Here is a 16,846-nt window from a genome sequence, read left to right as displayed (position 1 = left end):
AACGTCCCGCTTCGCGGGACGTTCCCGAAAACCAGCGCCACCCCAGGGAACCGACCTGACAGGGTTGACGAAACAGATAGGGGCACCCCCCCCGCTACCGTGCGGCCTCCGCGGTCGCCGCGTCCCGTCCGATCCTCCCCAGCACGGCCGCGGGGTTCCCGTCCGGTGCGACCGCCTTGCCGATGTTCTCCTTGATCGACTCGTTGGTCCTGGCCCAGGACGTCCTGCCGTACGGGTAGAACTCCGCGTTCGGCAACGCGGCCAGGAACTTCCGCAGCGGCTCGTGCTCGGCGTCGGACTCCATCGCGGCGGAGGCGCTGCCGGTGACCGGCAGCAGGTCGTACTTGTCGGCGAACTCGATGACGTTCTTGTCGGTGAAGAGGTACTCGAAGAACTTGCCCAGCTGCACCCGGTGGCCGCGCTGCTTGAAGCCCATGATCCAGTCGGCGACCCCCATCGGGCTCGTGCCGGGTCCGTCGCTGCCGGGCATCGGCACCATGCCGACGGAGATCCCGTTCTTCCGCGCCTCCCGCATCAGCGTCGGGTGGCCGTTCAACATGCCGACCTCGCCGCGCGTGAACGCGGCGAACGCCTTGCCCCGGTCGAGATCGCCGGGGGCGACCGGGCCCACCAGCCCCTTGCCGACCAGGTTCGTCCGCAGCCAGTCGAACGTCCTGATGTTCTCGGCCGAGTCGAAGTCGTACGAACCGGAGTCGTCGATGAAGCCGCCGCCCCCACCGAGCAGCCACATCATGGCTTCGGCCTGTGCCTCCTCCAGGCCGAGCGGCAGCGCGAAGGGGTACTTCACACCGCGCTGCTCCAGCACCGCCGCGTCGTCGCGGATGTCGTCCCAGGTCCGCGGGGCGGACAGGCCCGCGTCGGCGAACAGCTTCTTGTTGTAGAAGAGCAGTCGGGTGCTGGCGACGAACGGCAGCCCGTACTGGGTACGGTCCACGCTGCCGGCGTCGGCCAGACGGGGCAGGAAATTGGCCTGGGTACGTATGGACAACAGCTGGTCGGCCCGATAGAGCTTGTCGGCCTTCGCATAGTCGGCGTAGGCGCCGATCTGGGCGGCGTCGGGAGCCCGTCCGTTCTTCACCATGGTGGCGACCTCGCGGTCGATGTCCTTCCACGGGTGGACGCTGACGTCGACCTTGATGCCGGGGTGGGACGCCTCGAAGCCCTTGACCAGGTCGTCCCAGTACTTCTTGGAGCTGTCGGCCGGGCCGGTGCCGTAGTCCGCCGCGACCAGCCGGAGCGTGACCTCGTCCGGTCCGCCGCCCCCGCCGCACCCCGCGAGCACCGCAGTCATCCCCATCGCGGCCACAGCCGCCGTCATTCCCATGTAAAGCCGCCGCACACCCAGTTCCGTTCTCGTGAAGCACTCCGGGCGAGCCGCGATCCTTCGCGGTCGCCCATCGAAGGTCTACGCCGGCAAGCCATCGCTTTCACAACGGGACCTGCGCGGAACCCGGTTGACGCGAATTGCCCACCCCTCGACCTGCATCGATCGGTGAACATGCTTGCACGGGACGGAACTTCGACCGAACGACCGATGCCACGCCCTCCCCCTCACCAGGCACGACGCCTGCCGGGGGCGGGGGTGACGCGCACACCTCATCGCTCCCGTTCGAACCGGACGGACCGCGGCGAAGGCCGTGGACACCCCTGGAGGGCGATTTTGTATGGATCCGCAACAAACCAGAGGAGTGGACTAGACCTATCGAGGTCCCTGGGCGAGACTGTTTCCCGTGAAACACGTCATCGCCCTCGATGTGGGCGGCACCGGAATGAAGGCCGCACTGGTCGGGACCGACGGCACCCTGTTGCACGAGGCGCGGCGGGCCACCGGCAGGGAGCGCGGTCCCGACGCCGTCGTGGAGTCGATCCTCACCTTCGCGGCGGACCTGCGCGCGCACGGCGAGGAGCACCTCGGCGAAAGCGCCCTCGCGGCCGGCGTCGCCGTGCCCGGCATAGTCGACGCCGAGAACGGCATCGCCGTCTACGCCTCGAACCTGGGCTGGCGCGACGTACCCATGCGGCGGCTGCTCGGCGAGCGGCTCGGCGGCGTCCCCGTGGCGCTCGGCCACGACGTGCGCACAGGCGGACTCGCCGAGGGGCGGATCGGGGCGGGCAAGGGCACCGACCGCTTCCTCTTCCTGCCGCTGGGCACCGGAATCGCCGGGGCCATCGGCATCGCGGGCACCATCGAGGAGGGCGCGCACGGGTACGCGGGCGAGATCGGCCACATCGTGGTCCGCCCGGACGGCCCGGATTGCGGCTGCGGCCAGCGCGGCTGTCTGGAGACCCTGGCCTCGGCCTCCGCGGTGACCCGGGCCTGGGCCGCCGCGTCCGGTGATCCGACGGCGGACGCGGCGGACTGCGCGAAGGCCGTCGAGTCGGGCGACCCCGCGGCCGTGGAGGTCTGGCGGGACGCCGTCGACGCGCTCGCCGCCGGGCTGGTCACCGCAGTGACGCTGCTCGACCCCCGCATGCTCATCATCGGTGGCGGGCTCGCCGAGGCCGGGGAAACGTTGTTCACACCGCTCCGTGCGGCCGTCGAGGAACGCGTCACGTTCCAGAAGCTGCCCCACATCGTCCCGGCGGCCCTCGGGGACACCGCCGGATGCCTGGGCGCAGGGCTGCTCGCCTGGGATCTTCTCTCCACGGAGGTATCCGCCTGATGGCCGGACGCGCAGACAGCACGGTTCTCGCAGGTGCCCGGGTGGTGCTTCCCACCGGGACCGTCGAGAACGGACGGGTGATCGTCGAGGGCACCCGGATCGCCGGCTCGGCCCCGGAGGACGCCCGGATCGTCGATCTGAGCGACCACTGGCTGGTCCCGGGCTTCGTCGACATGCACAACCACGGCGGCGGCGGCGCGTCCTTCACCTCCGGCACCGTCGACGAGGTCCTCACCGGCATCCGCACCCACCGCGAGCACGGCACCACCACGCTGGTCGCCTCGACGGTCACCGGCGAGCTGGACTTCCTGGCCCAGCGGGCGGGCGTCCTGTCCGAACTGGTCGAGCAGGGCGACCTGGCCGGCATCCACTTCGAGGGCCCGTTCATCTCCCCGTGCCGCAAGGGCGCGCACAGCGAGGACCTGCTGCGTCACCCGGACCCGGCCGAGGTCCGCAAACTGATGGACGCGGCACGCGGCACCGCGAAGATGTTCACCCTCGCCACCGAGCTTCCCGGCGGCACCGAGTCGGTGCGGCTCCTCGCCGAACACGGCGTCATCGCCGCCATCGGTCACACGGACGCCACGTACGAGCAGACCGTCGAGGCGATCGACGCGGGCGCCACCGTCGCCACGCACCTGTTCAACGCGATGCCGCCGCTGGCCCACCGCGCGCCCGGCCCGATCGCGGCGCTCCTGGAGGACGAGCGGGTCACGGTCGAGCTGATCAACGACGGCACGCATCTGCACCCCGCCGCCCTGGAGCTGGCCTACCACCACGCGGGCGCCGGCCGCGTCGCGCTGATCACCGACGCCATGGACGCGGCCGGGTTCGGCGACGGGCGCTACCAGCTCGGCCCGCTCGCGGTCGAGGTCAAGGGCGGCGTCGCGCGACTGGTCGAGGGCAACTCGATCGCGGGCTCCACGCTCACCCTGGACACCGCGTTCCACCGCGCCGTGACCATCGACCGGATCCCGGTCGAGGACGTCGTGCAGTCCATCTCCGCCAATCCGGCCCGGCTCCTCGGCGTGTACGACAGGGTCGGCTCGCTGGAACCGGGCAAGGACGCGGACCTGGTGGTCCTGGACGCGGACTTCGCGCTCAAGGGCGTCATGCGCAAGGGCGAGTGGATCACCAAGCCCTGGACCGGCTGAGGACCGGCAGAGGGCCGTCCGGGGCCCGAAGCCGGGACCGCCTGGGACCGGGGCCGGGACCGGCCTGATCGCGGCCTCGCGCGAGCGCCTGCGGCGTTCACCGCCGTTGACGGCTGTTGACGGCGAGTTGAATACGTAACGAAGAGACGGCGGTTGTTCCCGGGGTCTGGGCCGACCGCCGCCTCTTTGACATGATCGTCCGGGAGACGGGCGGCCCGAACGCCCGTATCAGGCAGAGAAAGCGCATTCCATCCCGAGGAATCGCGCTCCAGGCAGGGATCGAGGGAGCGGCCGCGGTGATCCTCACGGTCACACTGAATACGGCACTCGACCTGACGTACGGCGTCCCGGAACTCGTCCCGCACGCCAGCCACCGCGTCAGCGACATCTCCGAGCGCCCCGGCGGCAAGGGCCTCAACGTGGCCCGGGTGCTCTCCGCCCTCGGCCACGAAACGGTGGTCACGGGCTTCGCCGGGGGCTCGACCGGAGCGGTGCTGCGCGAGCTGCTGGCCGACCTGCCGTCCCGGGACGCCGTGCCCGCCGACTCCGGCCCGGCGGCCGGGTCCGGCCCGGTCACGGACGACCCCACACCCTCGCCCTCGCCCGCGCCGATCACCGACGCCCTCGTCACCGTCGCCGGGAACACCCGTCGCACGATCGCCGTTGTCGACCGGACCACCGGCGACACCACCCAGCTCAACGAACCCGGCCCGCTCGTCAGCGCCGACGAGTGGTCCGCCCTCCTCGCCCGGTACGAGGAACTGCTCACCGGGGCCGACGCCGTCGCCCTCTGCGGCAGCCTGCCACCGGGCATCCACGTCGGCGCCTACGCCGAACTGGTCCGTTCCGCCCGCGCGGCCGGCGTCCCCGTGCTCCTCGACACCAGCGGCGAGCCGCTGCGCCGGGGGATCGCCGCCCGCCCCGACCTGATCAAGCCGAACGCCGACGAGCTCGCCCAGCTCACCGGCTCCCGCGACCCGCTGCGCGCCACCCGCGACGCCCGCCGCCGCGGCGCGCACGCGGTCGTCGCGTCGCTCGGGCCGGACGGCATGCTGGCGGTCACCCCCGACGGCGTCTGGCAGGCGTCCCCGCCCGCCAAGGTGCTGGGCAACCCGACCGGTGCGGGCGACTCCGCCGTGGCCGGGCTGTTGTCCGGCCTCGTCGAGGGGCTGGGCTGGCCGGACCGGCTGCGACGGGCGGTGGCACTGTCGACGGCGACCGTGCTCTCCCCGACAGCCGGCGACTTCGACCGCGCGGCGTACGAGGAGCTGCTGCCGCGCGTCGGCGTCGAGAAACACACCACGGCGGCCTGAGCCGCCACCCGTACCGTCCCGACCGGACGGCGGCCGGTTCGAGGGCCGCCACCCGCACCGGCTCGTCCGGTCACCCCGTACCGGCTCATTCGGTCGCCACGACCGGACGAGCCGTTCAGCACAGAAGCAACAGAGGTCAGCATGCCGCTCGTCAGCACCGGTGAACTCGTCTCCGCCGCCCAGGCCGAAGGACGCGGGATCGCCGCCTTCAATGTCATCACGCTGGAGCACGCGGAGGCCATAGCCGCCGGTGCGGAGCGTGCCGGGGCGCCCGCCATCCTGCAGATCTCCGAGAACGCCGTGAAGTTCCACGGCGGACGGCTCTCCCCCGTGGCCGCCGCGGCCGCCGCCGTCGCCCGCGCCTCCCGCGCCCCGCTCGCGCTCCACCTCGACCACGTCGAGTCCGTGGACCTGCTGCACCAGGCGCACGCGGAGGGCTTCGGCTCGGTGATGTTCGACGCCTCCAAGCTCGGTTACGAGGAGAACGTGCGGGTCACCGCCGAGGCGGTGGCCTGGGGGCACGAGCGCGGCATCTGGATCGAGGCCGAACTCGGCAAGGTCGGCGGCAAGGAGGGCGAGCCCCCGCTCGACGCCCACGCCCCCGGCGTCCGCACCGATCCGGCCGAGGCCGCCGCGTATGTCCGTGACACCGGGGTGGACGCGCTGGCCGTCGCGGTCGGCTCCTCCCATGCCATGACCGAGCGCACCGCCGCCCTGGACCACGAGCTGATCGGCCGGCTGCGCGACGCGGTCCCGGTGCCGCTGGTGCTGCACGGCTCCAGCGGTGTCCCGGACGAGGAGATCCGCCGGGCCGTCGCCTCCGGCATGGTCAAGATCAACGTGGGTACGGCGCTCAACACGGCGTTCACCGGCGCGGTGCGGGCCTACCTGGCCGAGAACACCACGGGTGTGGACCCGCGCAAGTACATCGCACCGGGCCGCGAGGCGATGGCGGCGACGGTGGCGGGCTTCCTCACCCTGATGGGCTGACCGAGGCCCGGCCCGACGAGGGCCCGGAAGCGAAACCGGCCCTCTCACCCGTGGGTGAGGGGGCCGGTCCGTGTTCCCGGAACGGTCAGCCCTTCACGTGCCCGTTCTTCAGCGAGAGCTGGTCCAGATTGGCGTCGCACTGGTCGCCCTCGTTGCACGAGATCGTGATCGTGTTCTGACCCTTGTCGAGTTGGAGCCACGAGAACGTGGTCGTCCAGCCCTTCTCCGGGTCGCCCTCCGGCGCGTGCAAGAAGTTCTCCATGTTGATGGAGCGCGGGGCTTCGGAGTTGATCGTGAGCGAGGTCTTGGCGTCCTTGCCCGACACCCCGTACGTCACGAACAGCGTGTACGGGCCGGCCTCCGGCACCTCGACCTCCCAGGTCGCCGACCGGCCGACCTCGTTGAGGTTGATGTACTGGCCGTTGACGCTCTTCGCGCCCTTGATGCTGTTGTCCAGCCGGGCCGTGCCGCCGAGCTTCAGCGTCGCCGCGTCCTGCTTGGGCAGCTCGGCCGGGGCCTCGGCGCCGGTGGTCTGCTCGGGCTCCGGGGACTCCTCGACCTGATCGGAGGGGGCCTGGGACGAGGTGGCCTCGTCCTTCTTCCGGTCCTTGTCGTCGTCCTGGTTCGTGAGCAGCATGGCGCCGATGCCGACGAGCACGACCAGGACCACCGCGACCGCGCCGATCAGCAGGCCCTTGGTGTTCGGGCCGCCCTTGCCGGAGCCGCCGGGGGCGATGCGGCCGGGCTGCTGCGGGGCGTGTCCGGCGGGGGCGCCGCCGGGGTAGGTCTCCGGGGCGGCGTACTGGGCGCTCGGCCCGCCGTACGGCTGCTGCGGCGGCACCTGCTGCCCGTACTGGCGCTCACCGACGGCACGCACCTGGTTGTACGAGGTCCGGGGCACACCCGGCTGGGCCACCGGGGGGTAGCCGTAGCCGCCCTGCCGTGGCGACTGCGCGCCCGACGCCTGCCCGTCCTGGTACAGGTAGCCGAACGGATCGTCGTCCTCGGGCGTGTTTGCGCCGTTGTTCCCGGCCGTCATCCCTGGTCACTCCTCACCATCTCGCCAGCCGTCGCCGTGTCTCGCCAGCCGTGGCCGACCGGCCGAGCCTACCCCGAACGGGCCACACCAAGAATTGCCGTCGCATGTCCTGTGACCGCTTCGAAGCAAGGGCCCGCCACCTGCGTGAACGTCGCGTGTACGTCAACCGGCCCGGCGGTTGACCTTCGACCGGGACCGCTTCTCCACATACATGCGCTGGTCCGCGGAGGCCAGCACCTCCTCGACCGACATGCCGCAGGCGGCCCAGCCGATGCCGAAGCTCGCCCCGACCCGCACCGCCCGCCCGTCGACCCGGATCGGCGGGATGATCGCGTTGCGGAGGCGCACGGCCAGATCCGCGGCGTCCGCCGCCCCGAGCCCGTCGGCCAGGACGACGAACTCGTCGCCGCCGAGACGGGCGACGGTGTCGCCGTCGCGCACGCCGGTGCTGAGGCGGCGGGCGACCTCGATCAGCACCGCGTCACCGGTGTGGTGCCCGAAGCGGTCGTTGATGGACTTGAAGCCGTCGAGGTCGCAGAAGAGGACCGCGATCCCCTTCGCCCCGTCGTCCTGCTCGGTGTCCGGGGCGACGGCGTGCACATGGTGGTCGTACGGGCCGTCGGGCCCCGCGTCCACGTCGTAGCCGTGCGCCCGCGCGTCCGGGTCGGCGTCGATGTCGGCGTACGCCGCGTCCAGCGTCTCGATCGCGGTGGCGGCGATCGCGTTCGGGCGGTCGCAGAGCCGCGAGCTGAGCCTGGACCTCAGCTCCGCGCTGTTCGGCAGGCCGGTGAGGGCGTCGTGCGAGGCCCGGTGCGCGAGATGCAGTTCGTGGCGCTTGCGCTCCTCGATGTCCTCGACATGGGTGAGCAGGAAACGCGGTCCGTCGGTGGTGTCGGCGACGACGGAGTTGCGCAGCGACACCCAGAGGTAGCTGCCGTCCCGCCGCCCCAGCCGCAGCTCGGCGCGGCCGCCCTCGGCGGAGGTGCGCAGCAGGGTGCCGATGTCCTCGGGATGGACGAGGTCGGCGAAGGAGTAGCGGCGGAGCACGGAGGCGGGGCGGCCGAGCAGCCTGCACAGGGCGTCGTTGGTGCGCAGCAGCCGCCCGTGCTGGTCGCCGCCCATCTCGGCGATGGCCATGCCGCTGGGCGCGTACTCGAACGCCTGGCGGAAGGACTCCTCGCTGGCGCGCAGCGCCTGCTGCTCCCGTTCCAGACGGACCAGGGCCCGCTGCATGTTTGCTCTGAGCCGGGCGTTACTGATCGCAATGGCCGCCTGCGAGGCGTACATCTGGAGGGCCTCCCGCCCCCAGGCTCCGGGGCGGCGGCCATTGCGCGGGCGGTCGACGGATATGACGCCCAGCAGGTCGCGTCCGCCGCCGGAGGCGTACATCGGCGCGTAGAGGCGGTCCTGGGGGTGCCACTCGTCCTCGAAACGGGGCTCGGGACCCTCGGTGTGCCACTGCGGTACGTCGTCGTCGAGAAGCACCCAGCCGTCCGTGTGGGGTATGAAGCGGAGCTCGTCCCACGCCTGGCCCATGGCCAGGCGGCGCTCCCAGGAGGTGCGCGAACCGATGCGTCCGGTGATCAGGGCCTCCGCGGCGCTGTTGCCCGCGAAGGCGGCGACGACGAGGTCTCCGTCGGGCCGGACCAGGTTCACACAGGCCAGTCCGTATCCGAGACCCCCGACGATTCCGTCGGCCACGGTCTGCACGGTGTCGGCCAGGCTCCGCGCCGTGTTCAGCTCGGCCACGGCCTGGTGCAGCTGCCGCAGCGTCGCTAGACGGACATACGGCTCCGACTCGGCCTCCATTGCTCGCACTCCCCGAGACCTCGACAGCACTCCATGTTCATATCGGCGTACTTGATGACGTACTTGGATGACCCACTTAGATGACTTACTTAATGAAGTGTCACGGCCACTGAATCACAGTGAGCTGTGCCGTCGGTACACAGGGTCAGCAAATATTGCTCTCTGTGACTCAAGTCACAAAAGATGGTAAAGGGGTCCGGATGTCGGCCGGGTGCGGTCCGTCCTTTTCTTGAAAGCAAATCCGGGCGTTGCAGTACGGGGCCGGTGGGGCGGCGAGGGCCGGGGCCGACGGAGCGAAGTGCCGGGAACCGTGCACGTTAAGGGCGGGGCCCGCGGGGGGCGAAGGGGCTGGAGGGGGGTCCTAGGACCAGGCTGGTCCCCTGGCCCGATGCGGCCACGCCCCGGCCGCGGATAGCGTGCCGGTGTGTTGCAGACAGAGTCCCCCGCCCCGCGTTCCGGCCCCAATCCCCAGGGCCTCGTCCCCCAGGACCTCGTTCACCAGGACCTCGTCCCCCATGCTGAGGGGGTGAGCAATGATGAGTTCCGGGCCGCGCTGTCCCGACTGGCCGCCGGAGTCGTGCTGGTCACGGCCGAGGAACCGCCGCTGGACGAGAACGGGATCGGCGAGGACGTCGGAATGACGGCGACCGCCTTCATGTCGGTGTCGCTGAACCCGCCGCTGGTCATGGTCAGTCTGCGCAACGACTCGCGGATGGACGACCTGCTGTCGGAACAGCCGCTGTGGGCGGTCTCCGTGCTCGCCGAGAGCCAGCGGCACATCGCCGGGCGGTTCGCGATGAGGGGCCGGATCAGCGACCGGCTGCTGTTCGAGGACATCCCCTACCGGAGAGGGGAGTTCACCGGTGCGCCCCTGGTCGGCGGCGCACTGGCCACCCTTGAGTGCCGCACCGAGCAGCGGGTCCTGGCGGGCGACCACACGCTGGTGATCGGCCGGGTGCTGAGCGCGGCCCTGCCCAGCGGGGACGGATCGCCGCTGATGTACTTCCGGGGGCGGTACCGGCACCTGGGCTGAGAGCCTGTCGGGTGACCTTCGGCCGGAAAGCGGACGCGGTATGGTGCGTGCGATTCCAAGGCTCCGGGATGTCCTGGAAGCGGCGCTACCAGGTCATCCCGGCAACGCCGGAAGCGTGCGTACCAGGGCGTGGCCGCCCGGCCAGAGGTCACCCGACAGGCTCTGAGGCGGCGCGGTACGCGCATGCCGGCCCGTACGGGCACCGACCCTCACGATGCGCGCGGCGGCTGTCACCAGTCGCGGCCGGAGCGGCCGCGTTTCGTCTCGCCGCGCTGCTTCTTCTCGCGCAGTCGGCGCTCGTTGATGCCACGCGGGATCTTGGTCCTGCGGCGCGGCTTGGGGGGTGGCGCCGTGGCCTCGGCCAGCAGGGAGGCGAGCCGCACGAGAGCCGTCTCCCTGTTGCGCCACTGGGACCGGTGCTCGGACGCCCGCACCAGGACGACCCCGCCCACGAGCCTGTTCTCCAGCCGCTGGAGCGCCCGTTCCTTCCACACCTGGGGAAGCGCCTCGGTCGCCGCGAGGTCGAAACGCAGTTCCACCTGGGAGTCGCTGGTGTTGACGTGCTGTCCGCCGGGGCCGGAGGAGCGCGAGAAACGCCACATGAGCTCGGCCTCCGGCAGGGAGACCGAGCCGCGGATGACATAGGGCCCGGACATGACACCCATGTTCCCCGCCCCGGCGGGTGTCCGTCACCTTCTTTTGCCGGACGGCCGTGCCGGGTCTTCTGCCGTACGGCTCTACGGCCGTTCCGGCTCCTGTCGTACGGACGCGCCGACGACGGCGCCGACCGGGGGCGGTCCGGCGTGAGGGCCGACGGAAGGGCCGACCGGGGCGACCGGACCGGGCCGACCGGGGGGACTTCGGTAAAGAAAGTAAAGGGAGCAGGAACCTCGTGGTCCCTTGTCCGCGTTATGACCAGTGACGGTAGCTTCGTGATGACATGAAGCCCGCACTCGACGATGAAAGGGACTTCCCATGGCTGTAAGCCTGTCCAAGGGCGGCAACGTCTCCCTCACCAAGGAGGCCCCGGGCCTGACCGCCGTCACCGTCGGCCTCGGCTGGGACGTCCGCACCACCACCGGCACCGACTTCGACCTCGACGCCTCGGCCATCGCGGTCAACCAGGCCGGCAAGGTCGTCTCCGACAGCCACTTCGTCTTCTTCAACAACAAGTCCACCCCCGACCAGACCATCGTCCACACCGGCGACAACGTCACGGGCCAGGGCGAGGGCGACGACGAGCAGATCAACGTCAACCTGGCGGGCCTGCCGGCGGACGTCGACAAGATCGTCTTCCCGGTCTCGATCTACGACGCCGAGAGCCGCAGCCAGAACTTCGGCCAGGTGCGCAACGCGTTCATCCGCATCGTCAACCAGGCCGGCGGCACGGAGATCGCCCGCTACGACCTGAGCGAGGACGCCGCCACCGAGACCGCCATGGTCTTCGGTGAGCTGTACCGCAACGGCGCGGAGTGGAAGTTCCGCGCGGTCGGCCAGGGTTACGCCTCGGGCCTGGCCGGTATCGCCCAGGACTTCGGCGTCAACATCTGACGCACCCGGGTCCTGCGGACCCGGTTCGTACCCGTCGGGAGCCCCCGGCCGTTCGTCCGCGGCCGGGGGCTCCCGTCTGCCGTACACCGAACGTCCACACGCCCGTAGACCGCTCACCCGCGCACGGAACGCGGATGCGCCGCGCACCCATGCGCCGCTCGCCCGCGCACGGCACGTGGATGCGCCGCGCGTCCGCGTGAATCAAAAAGACGTCAAACCACGCTGAATAGTCGTCAAATAACGGACACGAGCGCACCCCAGACGGACAAGAGGTGGTCAAAAAAATGTGAGGTATTTGTTAGTACACCGTCAATCTTGGTCATTCGGTGGCACGCTCTCCGCTCGTAACCCCCCACGGAACGAGCAACGGAGAACGCATGACCCCCCACATGAACACCCGTCGCGCCGCGGCTCTCGCCGCCGTCGCCGCGATGGTCGTCGTAGGTGTCCAGACCGGAGCGGCGAACGCCGCGCCCGACCAGGGAACCGGCGCCTCCTCCGCCACTCGCAGCACCGTCCCCTTCGGTGCGAACAACGCCTCCCAGCGCACCGCCGCCATCAAGTCGGCCCAGGCCGACGTCTCCTCGACCGCCGAGTCGCTCGGCCTCGGCGCTCAGGAGAAGCTGATCGTGCGTGATGTGATCAAGGACGCCGACGGCACCGTCCACACCCGCTACGAGCGCACCTACGCCGGGCTCCCCGTCCTCGGCGGCGACCTCATCACCCACACCGCCCGTGACGGCAGGATCAAGGGCGTCACCAAGGCGACCGGCGCCCGGATATCCGTGCCGTCGACGACCGCGAAGATCAGGACCGCGGCGAGCGCCCGCAAGATCATCTGGGCGAGCGACGGCAAGCCCGTCCTCGCCTTCGAATCGGTGCGGCACGGGACGCAGAAGGACGGCACGCCCAGCCGGCTGCACGTCATCACCGACGCGACCACCGGCAAGGAACTGCGCCGCTACGAGTCGATCGAGACCGGCGTCGGCAACAGCCAGTACAGCGGCAAGGTCGAGCTGACGACCACCCAGGCCGGTTCCGGCTACGAGCTGACCGACGGCGACCGCGGGGGCCACAAGACGTACGACCTCGACCAGGGCGAGAGCGGCACCGGTTCGCTCGTCACGGACGACGACGACACCTGGGGCGACGGCACCGGGAACGACCGCCAGACCGCCGCCGTCGACGCCGCCTACGGTGCCGCGAAGACCTGGGACTTCTACAAGTCGGCGTTCGGCCGCGACGGCATCGCCGGTGACGGCAAGGCCGCGTACTCGCGCGTCCACTACGGCAACGAGTACGTCAACGCGTTCTGGGACGACAGCTGCTTCTGCATGACGTACGGCGACGGCGCGGGCAACAAGAGCGCGCTCACCGCCCTCGACGTCGCCGGCCACGAGATGAGCCACGGCCTGACCGCGTCCACCGCCAACCTCGACTACTACGGCGAGTCCGGCGGCCTGAACGAGGCGACCAGCGACATCCTCGGCACCGCCGTGGAGTTCTCCGCCGACAACAGCACCGACGTGGGCGACTACCTCATCGGCGAGAAGATCGACATCAACGGCGACGGCACCCCGCTGCGCTACATGGACAAGCCGAGCAAGGACGGCGGCTCCGCGGACTACTGGGACAGCAACGTCGGCGACCTCGACGTCCACTACTCCTCCGGCGTCGCCAACCACTTCTTCTACCTGCTGTCCGAGGGCAGCGGTGCGAAGACGATCAACGGCGTCGACTACGACTCCCCGACCGCCGACGGCTCCACCGTCACCGGCATCGGCCGGGACAAGGCCGTCCAGATCTGGTACAAGGCACTCTCCCAGTACATGACGTCGAGCACCGACTACGCGGGCGCCCGCACGGCGACCGAGAAGGCGGCGACCGATCTGTACGGAGCGGACAGCGCCGAACTCGCGGCCGTCGACGCCGCCTGGGACGGCGTCAACGTGAAGTAGCGCCGACGCGCACCGGTCGTCCGGGCCCTGCCGGGCCACTCGGGCCGCCTGGGGACTGCGCGGAGAAGCTGTGCGGAACGGGAGCCGGTCAGTCCTTCGGGGCGGGCCGGCTCTTCCCGTACAGCCAGGTGCCCCACAACTCCGTCAGGTCCTTGCCGGTCGCCCGCTCCGCACAGGCGTCCACATAGGCGGTGAAGTCGGCGGTCGACGCGGTGCCGTGCCGGTGGGCCCGTGTCCAGCCCCGCACGAGCGCGAAGAAGCGCTCGTCGTCGCCGACGGCCTCCCGGATCCGGTGGATGACCATCGCGCCGCGTCCGTACACCGGCGCCCGCGAGATGTCCGCGGCCGTCGGCGGTTCGGCGGGCGGAAAGGCCCAGTTGTCGTCGTTGTCGAAGGCGGCCTCGAACCGGTCCTCGACCGGCTCGCCCTCCTTGTCGTCCTCCCACAACCATTGCGCGTACGTCGCCAGGCCCTCGTTGAGCCACATGTCCCGCCAGCTCGCCGGCGTGACGGAGTTCCCGAACCACTGGTGCGCCATCTCGTGGACCAGCAGTCCGACGCTCGGCGGTCCCGGGAAGAAGGGCCGGTTCTGGGTCTCCAGCGCGTAACCGGCGTCCCCGTCCCGCCCGACGATCGCGCCCGTGGCGGAGAAGGGGTACGGTCCGAACCGCTCCGCCTCCCACGCCACGACCTCGGGGACGCGGGCCAGGACCGCCGCGCTCCGGGCCGCGACCGCCGTGTCGGCGGCGGTGAACACCTTGGTGCCGTCCGGGGTGCTCGACGCCTTCGTGTCGAAGCGGCCGACGGCGAGCGTGGCGAGATAGCTGGCCATCGGTTCCGCGACGCGCCAGTGGTACGTGCTGGTGCCGCCCGAGGATCCGTCCTGGGCGCCACCCGCGGCGGCGCGGGAGGTGGTACGGGAAACCAGTTCGCCGTTGGAGACGGCGGTCAGGCCCTCCGGGACGGTGACCTCGATGTCGTACGACGCCTTGTCGCTCGGGTGGTTGTTGCCGGGGAACCAGGCCATGGCACCCGTCGGCTCGCCGAGCGCGACCGCCCCGCCCGACGTCCTGAGCCAGCCCTCCTCCGACCGGTCGGGGTCGGTGAGGATCTCCGGGGAGCCGGAGTAGCGGACGACCGCGCGGAAGGTCCTGCCCTTGCGGAGCCGGTGTCCGATCCCGGCGTCGGGCCGCAGCGTCAGCTCGTGGCCGGCCCGGTTGACGGCGGCGGGGCGGCCCTCGACGGTGGCGGACCGCACGGTGAGCCCGGCGAGGTCCAGGTTGAAGGCGCTGAGGTCCTGGGTGGCGCGCGCGGTGATCGTGGCGGTGCCGCGCAGCCGGTGGGCACCCGGGTCGACATCGAGCACGAGGTCGTAGTGCGTGACGTCGTAGCCGCCGTTGCCGAGCCTCGGGAAGTACGGATCGCGCAGGCCCGAGGCTCCGGGGGTGCCGTCGACCCCGCCGATGCCGGTGCAGGCGGTGGAGGCCGCCAGAACCAGCAGGGCGAGAGCGGCGGCACGTGCCGGGCGGCATATGGGTCCCGTACGGCGTCCGCGCGCTGTGCGGCGCGGACGTGCGGTGCGGTGTGCGCGCGCCGTACGACGTACGGGTATTCGCTGCTTCACACCCGCGATCCTAGGCGCGTGCCGGGCGGACGCACGGGGTGACCGACCGCCGGGGTGACGGACACCGGCGGCGTCGCCGGAGTGGCGAGCGCCGGCCCTCGCCGGGGCGGTGGGGGCTTCCTGTCGGCGGTCCGCCCGCCGGGCTGCTCGCCCTCCTCGGCAGCGAACCGGACATCGAAGTGGTCGGCGAGGCGGGCAGCGGCGAGGAGGCCGTCGCCCTGGCCGCGAAAATCACCCCGGACGTCGTCCTGATGGACCTGGGCGAGGGCATCGACGGGGTGGAGGCCACCCGCCGGATCTCCGCCACGGGCGTCCACGTGCTGGTCCTCACCACGTACGACACGGACGCCGACATCACCCGGGCCATCGGAGCGGGCGCCACCGGCTATCTGCTGAAGGCCGAACGCCCGGAGGAGCTGTTCGCCGCGATCCGCTCGGCCGCCCAGGGCCGCACCACGCTCTCCCCGCCCGTGGCCAGCCGCGTCATGGCCCGGATGCGCGAGCCCCGGCCGGCCTTCACCGACCGCGAACTCGACATTCTGGCCCAGCTCTCCCAGGGCCTGGGCAACCGGAACATCGCGCGGGCGCTGTTCATCAGCGAGGCCACGGTCAAGACCCACCTGGGCCGCATCTACGACAAACTCGGCGTCGACACCCGCGCGGGCGCCGTGGCCATGGCGAAGGAGCAGCGGCTGCTGCCGTAGCCCGGCCTCGTCACGCGAAGAGTTCGTCGGTCGTCTTCACCGTGAACGCCCGGTCGACCCAGACATCCAGCACCCGCAGATCCCGACAGGAACCGATCCGCTCCCGAACCGCCTCGTCCACAGCCACACCGCGATGGTCCAAGACCCGCAACACACTCAGCGCCCGCTCCTTCGCGACGCCCTCCTCGCGCCCCTCCTCACGGCCTTCTTGGCGCCCCTCCTTGCGGAAACTCTCGGCGACGATGCCGTGGAAGTGGCTGAGACTCGTGCTCATCAAATCCCTCCAGATCTTGCGGGCCGGGGTGTCCCCCAGGCCGGCCTCGGTGAATTCGGCGAAAACCGCCGCAGCATCGGCGTCCGTGGTCCTGAGCGCCACGGCCAGAGCCTCCAGTATGGCAGCGATGTCCTGATCGTTCCCGTGCGTGATCGCCGAGAACACAGCCATCGGAATGTCCTCGGCGGCCCGTGCGGCGTCCGTCACGGCGGGCACGTTGTGCGGGCCCAGTACCAGCGGGAACACCGCGAGGCTCGGGTGTTTCTCCAGACCGATACGGATCGGTTCGGCCGCCCACTCGGCCGTACCCTTGTCCCGGCAGACGACGAGCAGCACGGGCGGGTAGCGGAACTTCGCGTACAGGTGGGCCAGGTAATACGCCCAGCTGCTCCGCTTCTCCGGGTCCTTCCGTCCCTGCGCCTCGATCGCCAGCAGGTAGCAACTGCCACCGACCACGTCGATCCGCAGCAGCGTGTCGACGTGACGCTCGATGGGGCGCAGCTCGGTCAGGTCGGTGTCCATGAGGGAGACGGCGACCGGTTCCGGAAAGGGGACACCCAGCGCGCGAAAAGCGCTGGTGAACAGCGTCGGATTCTCCTGGAAAATCCGATGCTGCGCTTCATGAGGTGAGCTGACCATGCGCAAAAAAACTATGCGCCCGGCATGTGCCAAAATCCCATTTCCCCATGCATCACCCGATCGAAGGCATTCAC

General features: G+C 70.8%; 14 protein-coding genes. 8 read left to right on the top strand and 6 right to left on the bottom strand.

Features of this window, described 5'->3' with window-relative positions; all coding sequences use genetic code 11:
* Positions 1-94: 94 nt before the first annotated feature.
* Complete coding sequence (locus tag AB0E67_RS29335; RefSeq protein WP_362032122.1) at positions 95-1,345, bottom strand: extracellular solute-binding protein; 1,251 nt, start codon at positions 1,343-1,345, stop codon at positions 95-97.
* A gap of 406 nt (positions 1,346-1,751) precedes the next feature.
* Here AB0E67_RS29335 and AB0E67_RS29330 point away from each other — a divergent pair, with 406 nt between their 5' ends.
* From AB0E67_RS29330 to AB0E67_RS29315, 4 genes are all read left to right on the top strand, one after another.
* Positions 1,752-2,684 carry an ROK family protein gene (locus AB0E67_RS29330; protein ID WP_362032106.1) on the top strand — a complete coding sequence of 311 codons (933 nt, stop codon included), beginning with the start codon at positions 1,752-1,754 and terminating at the stop codon, positions 2,682-2,684.
* On the top strand, positions 2,684-3,838 hold the full coding sequence (nagA, locus tag AB0E67_RS29325) for an N-acetylglucosamine-6-phosphate deacetylase (RefSeq protein ID WP_362032104.1): 1,155 nt from the start codon (positions 2,684-2,686) through the stop codon (positions 3,836-3,838). The genes AB0E67_RS29330 and nagA overlap by 1 nt, the downstream gene beginning before the upstream one ends.
* A 296-nt stretch (positions 3,839-4,134) precedes the next feature.
* Positions 4,135-5,151: a 1-phosphofructokinase family hexose kinase gene (locus AB0E67_RS29320; RefSeq protein WP_362032102.1), complete on the top strand. Its 1,017-nt coding sequence runs from the start codon at positions 4,135-4,137 to the stop codon at positions 5,149-5,151.
* A 141-nt stretch (positions 5,152-5,292) separates the two neighbouring features.
* Positions 5,293-6,141, top strand: a complete 849-nt coding sequence (locus AB0E67_RS29315) for a class II fructose-bisphosphate aldolase (RefSeq protein ID WP_362032100.1) — start codon at positions 5,293-5,295, stop codon at positions 6,139-6,141.
* 85 nt (positions 6,142-6,226) lie between these two features.
* On the opposite strand, the gene AB0E67_RS29310 is transcribed toward AB0E67_RS29315, so the two are convergent.
* Both AB0E67_RS29310 and cdgB read right to left on the bottom strand, forming a co-directional pair.
* Positions 6,227-7,180 (bottom strand): carbohydrate-binding protein, encoded by a 954-nt coding sequence (locus tag AB0E67_RS29310; RefSeq protein WP_362032098.1) that lies wholly within the window; start codon positions 7,178-7,180, stop codon positions 6,227-6,229.
* A 162-nt stretch (positions 7,181-7,342) separates the two neighbouring features.
* The gene (cdgB, locus tag AB0E67_RS29305; RefSeq protein WP_362032096.1) at positions 7,343-8,989 is read right to left on the bottom strand and encodes a diguanylate cyclase CdgB; all 1,647 of its coding nucleotides are present in this window, start codon (positions 8,987-8,989) and stop codon (positions 7,343-7,345) included.
* A 526-nt stretch (positions 8,990-9,515) separates the two neighbouring features.
* On the opposite strand from cdgB, the gene AB0E67_RS29300 reads away from it, so the two are divergent.
* Complete coding sequence (locus tag AB0E67_RS29300) at positions 9,516-10,022, top strand: flavin reductase family protein (protein ID WP_073789241.1); 507 nt, start codon at positions 9,516-9,518, stop codon at positions 10,020-10,022.
* A gap of 230 nt (positions 10,023-10,252) precedes the next feature.
* Here AB0E67_RS29300 and arfB read toward each other — a convergent pair whose 3' ends face one another.
* Complete coding sequence (arfB, locus tag AB0E67_RS29295) at positions 10,253-10,687, bottom strand: alternative ribosome rescue aminoacyl-tRNA hydrolase ArfB (RefSeq protein WP_362032094.1); 435 nt, start codon at positions 10,685-10,687, stop codon at positions 10,253-10,255.
* A 310-nt stretch (positions 10,688-10,997) separates the two neighbouring features.
* Between arfB and AB0E67_RS29290 the strand changes: the two genes are divergently transcribed.
* Both AB0E67_RS29290 and AB0E67_RS29285 read left to right on the top strand, forming a co-directional pair.
* Positions 10,998-11,573, top strand: coding sequence for a TerD family protein (locus AB0E67_RS29290; protein WP_351519458.1), 576 nt, complete (start codon positions 10,998-11,000; stop codon positions 11,571-11,573).
* Between the two features lie 377 nt (positions 11,574-11,950).
* Entirely contained in the window at positions 11,951-13,531 is a 1,581-nt protein-coding gene (locus AB0E67_RS29285) for a M4 family metallopeptidase (RefSeq protein WP_362032092.1), read from the top strand.
* Positions 13,532-13,619: 88 nt separating this feature from the next.
* Here the strand turns inward: AB0E67_RS29285 and AB0E67_RS29280 are convergent, their stop codons facing one another.
* Complete coding sequence (locus AB0E67_RS29280; RefSeq protein WP_362032120.1) at positions 13,620-15,032, bottom strand: M1 family metallopeptidase; 1,413 nt, start codon at positions 15,030-15,032, stop codon at positions 13,620-13,622.
* 266 nt (positions 15,033-15,298) lie between these two features.
* On the opposite strand from AB0E67_RS29280, the gene AB0E67_RS29275 reads away from it, so the two are divergent.
* On the top strand, positions 15,299-15,859 hold the full coding sequence (locus tag AB0E67_RS29275) for a response regulator transcription factor (protein WP_362032118.1): 561 nt from the start codon (positions 15,299-15,301) through the stop codon (positions 15,857-15,859).
* Between the two features lie 10 nt (positions 15,860-15,869).
* On the opposite strand, the gene AB0E67_RS29270 is transcribed toward AB0E67_RS29275, so the two are convergent.
* A complete protein-coding gene (locus AB0E67_RS29270; protein ID WP_362032116.1) occupies positions 15,870-16,772 on the bottom strand; it encodes a hypothetical protein in 903 nt (300 codons plus the stop codon).
* Positions 16,773-16,846 lie beyond the last annotated feature (74 nt).

The sequence above is a fragment of the Streptomyces sp. NPDC032161 genome (assembly GCF_040636995.1).
Taxonomy (GTDB): domain Bacteria; phylum Actinomycetota; class Actinomycetes; order Streptomycetales; family Streptomycetaceae; genus Streptomyces.
The sequence above is the reverse complement of the archived record's forward strand: the minus strand, read 5'-3'. Positions and strand labels throughout refer to the sequence as shown.

Bases quoted from the DNA above. Each gene is read 5' to 3' on its own strand.
- nagA (WP_362032104.1), top strand. From the start codon at position 2,684: ATGGCCGGACGCGCAGACAGCACGGTTCTCGCAGGTGCCCGGGTGGTG.
- AB0E67_RS29290 (WP_351519458.1), top strand. From the start codon at position 10,998: ATGGCTGTAAGCCTGTCCAAGGGCGGCAACGTCTCCCTCACCAAGGAG.
- arfB (WP_362032094.1), bottom strand. From the start codon at position 10,687: ATGGGTGTCATGTCCGGGCCCTATGTCATCCGCGGCTCGGTCTCCCTG.
- AB0E67_RS29285 (WP_362032092.1), top strand. From the start codon at position 11,951: ATGACCCCCCACATGAACACCCGTCGCGCCGCGGCTCTCGCCGCCGTC.
- AB0E67_RS29315 (WP_362032100.1), top strand. From the start codon at position 5,293: ATGCCGCTCGTCAGCACCGGTGAACTCGTCTCCGCCGCCCAGGCCGAA.
- AB0E67_RS29310 (WP_362032098.1), bottom strand. From the start codon at position 7,180: ATGACGGCCGGGAACAACGGCGCAAACACGCCCGAGGACGACGATCCG.
- cdgB (WP_362032096.1), bottom strand. From the start codon at position 8,989: ATGGAGGCCGAGTCGGAGCCGTATGTCCGTCTAGCGACGCTGCGGCAG.
- AB0E67_RS29270 (WP_362032116.1), bottom strand. From the start codon at position 16,772: ATGGTCAGCTCACCTCATGAAGCGCAGCATCGGATTTTCCAGGAGAAT.
- AB0E67_RS29335 (WP_362032122.1), bottom strand. From the start codon at position 1,345: ATGGGAATGACGGCGGCTGTGGCCGCGATGGGGATGACTGCGGTGCTC.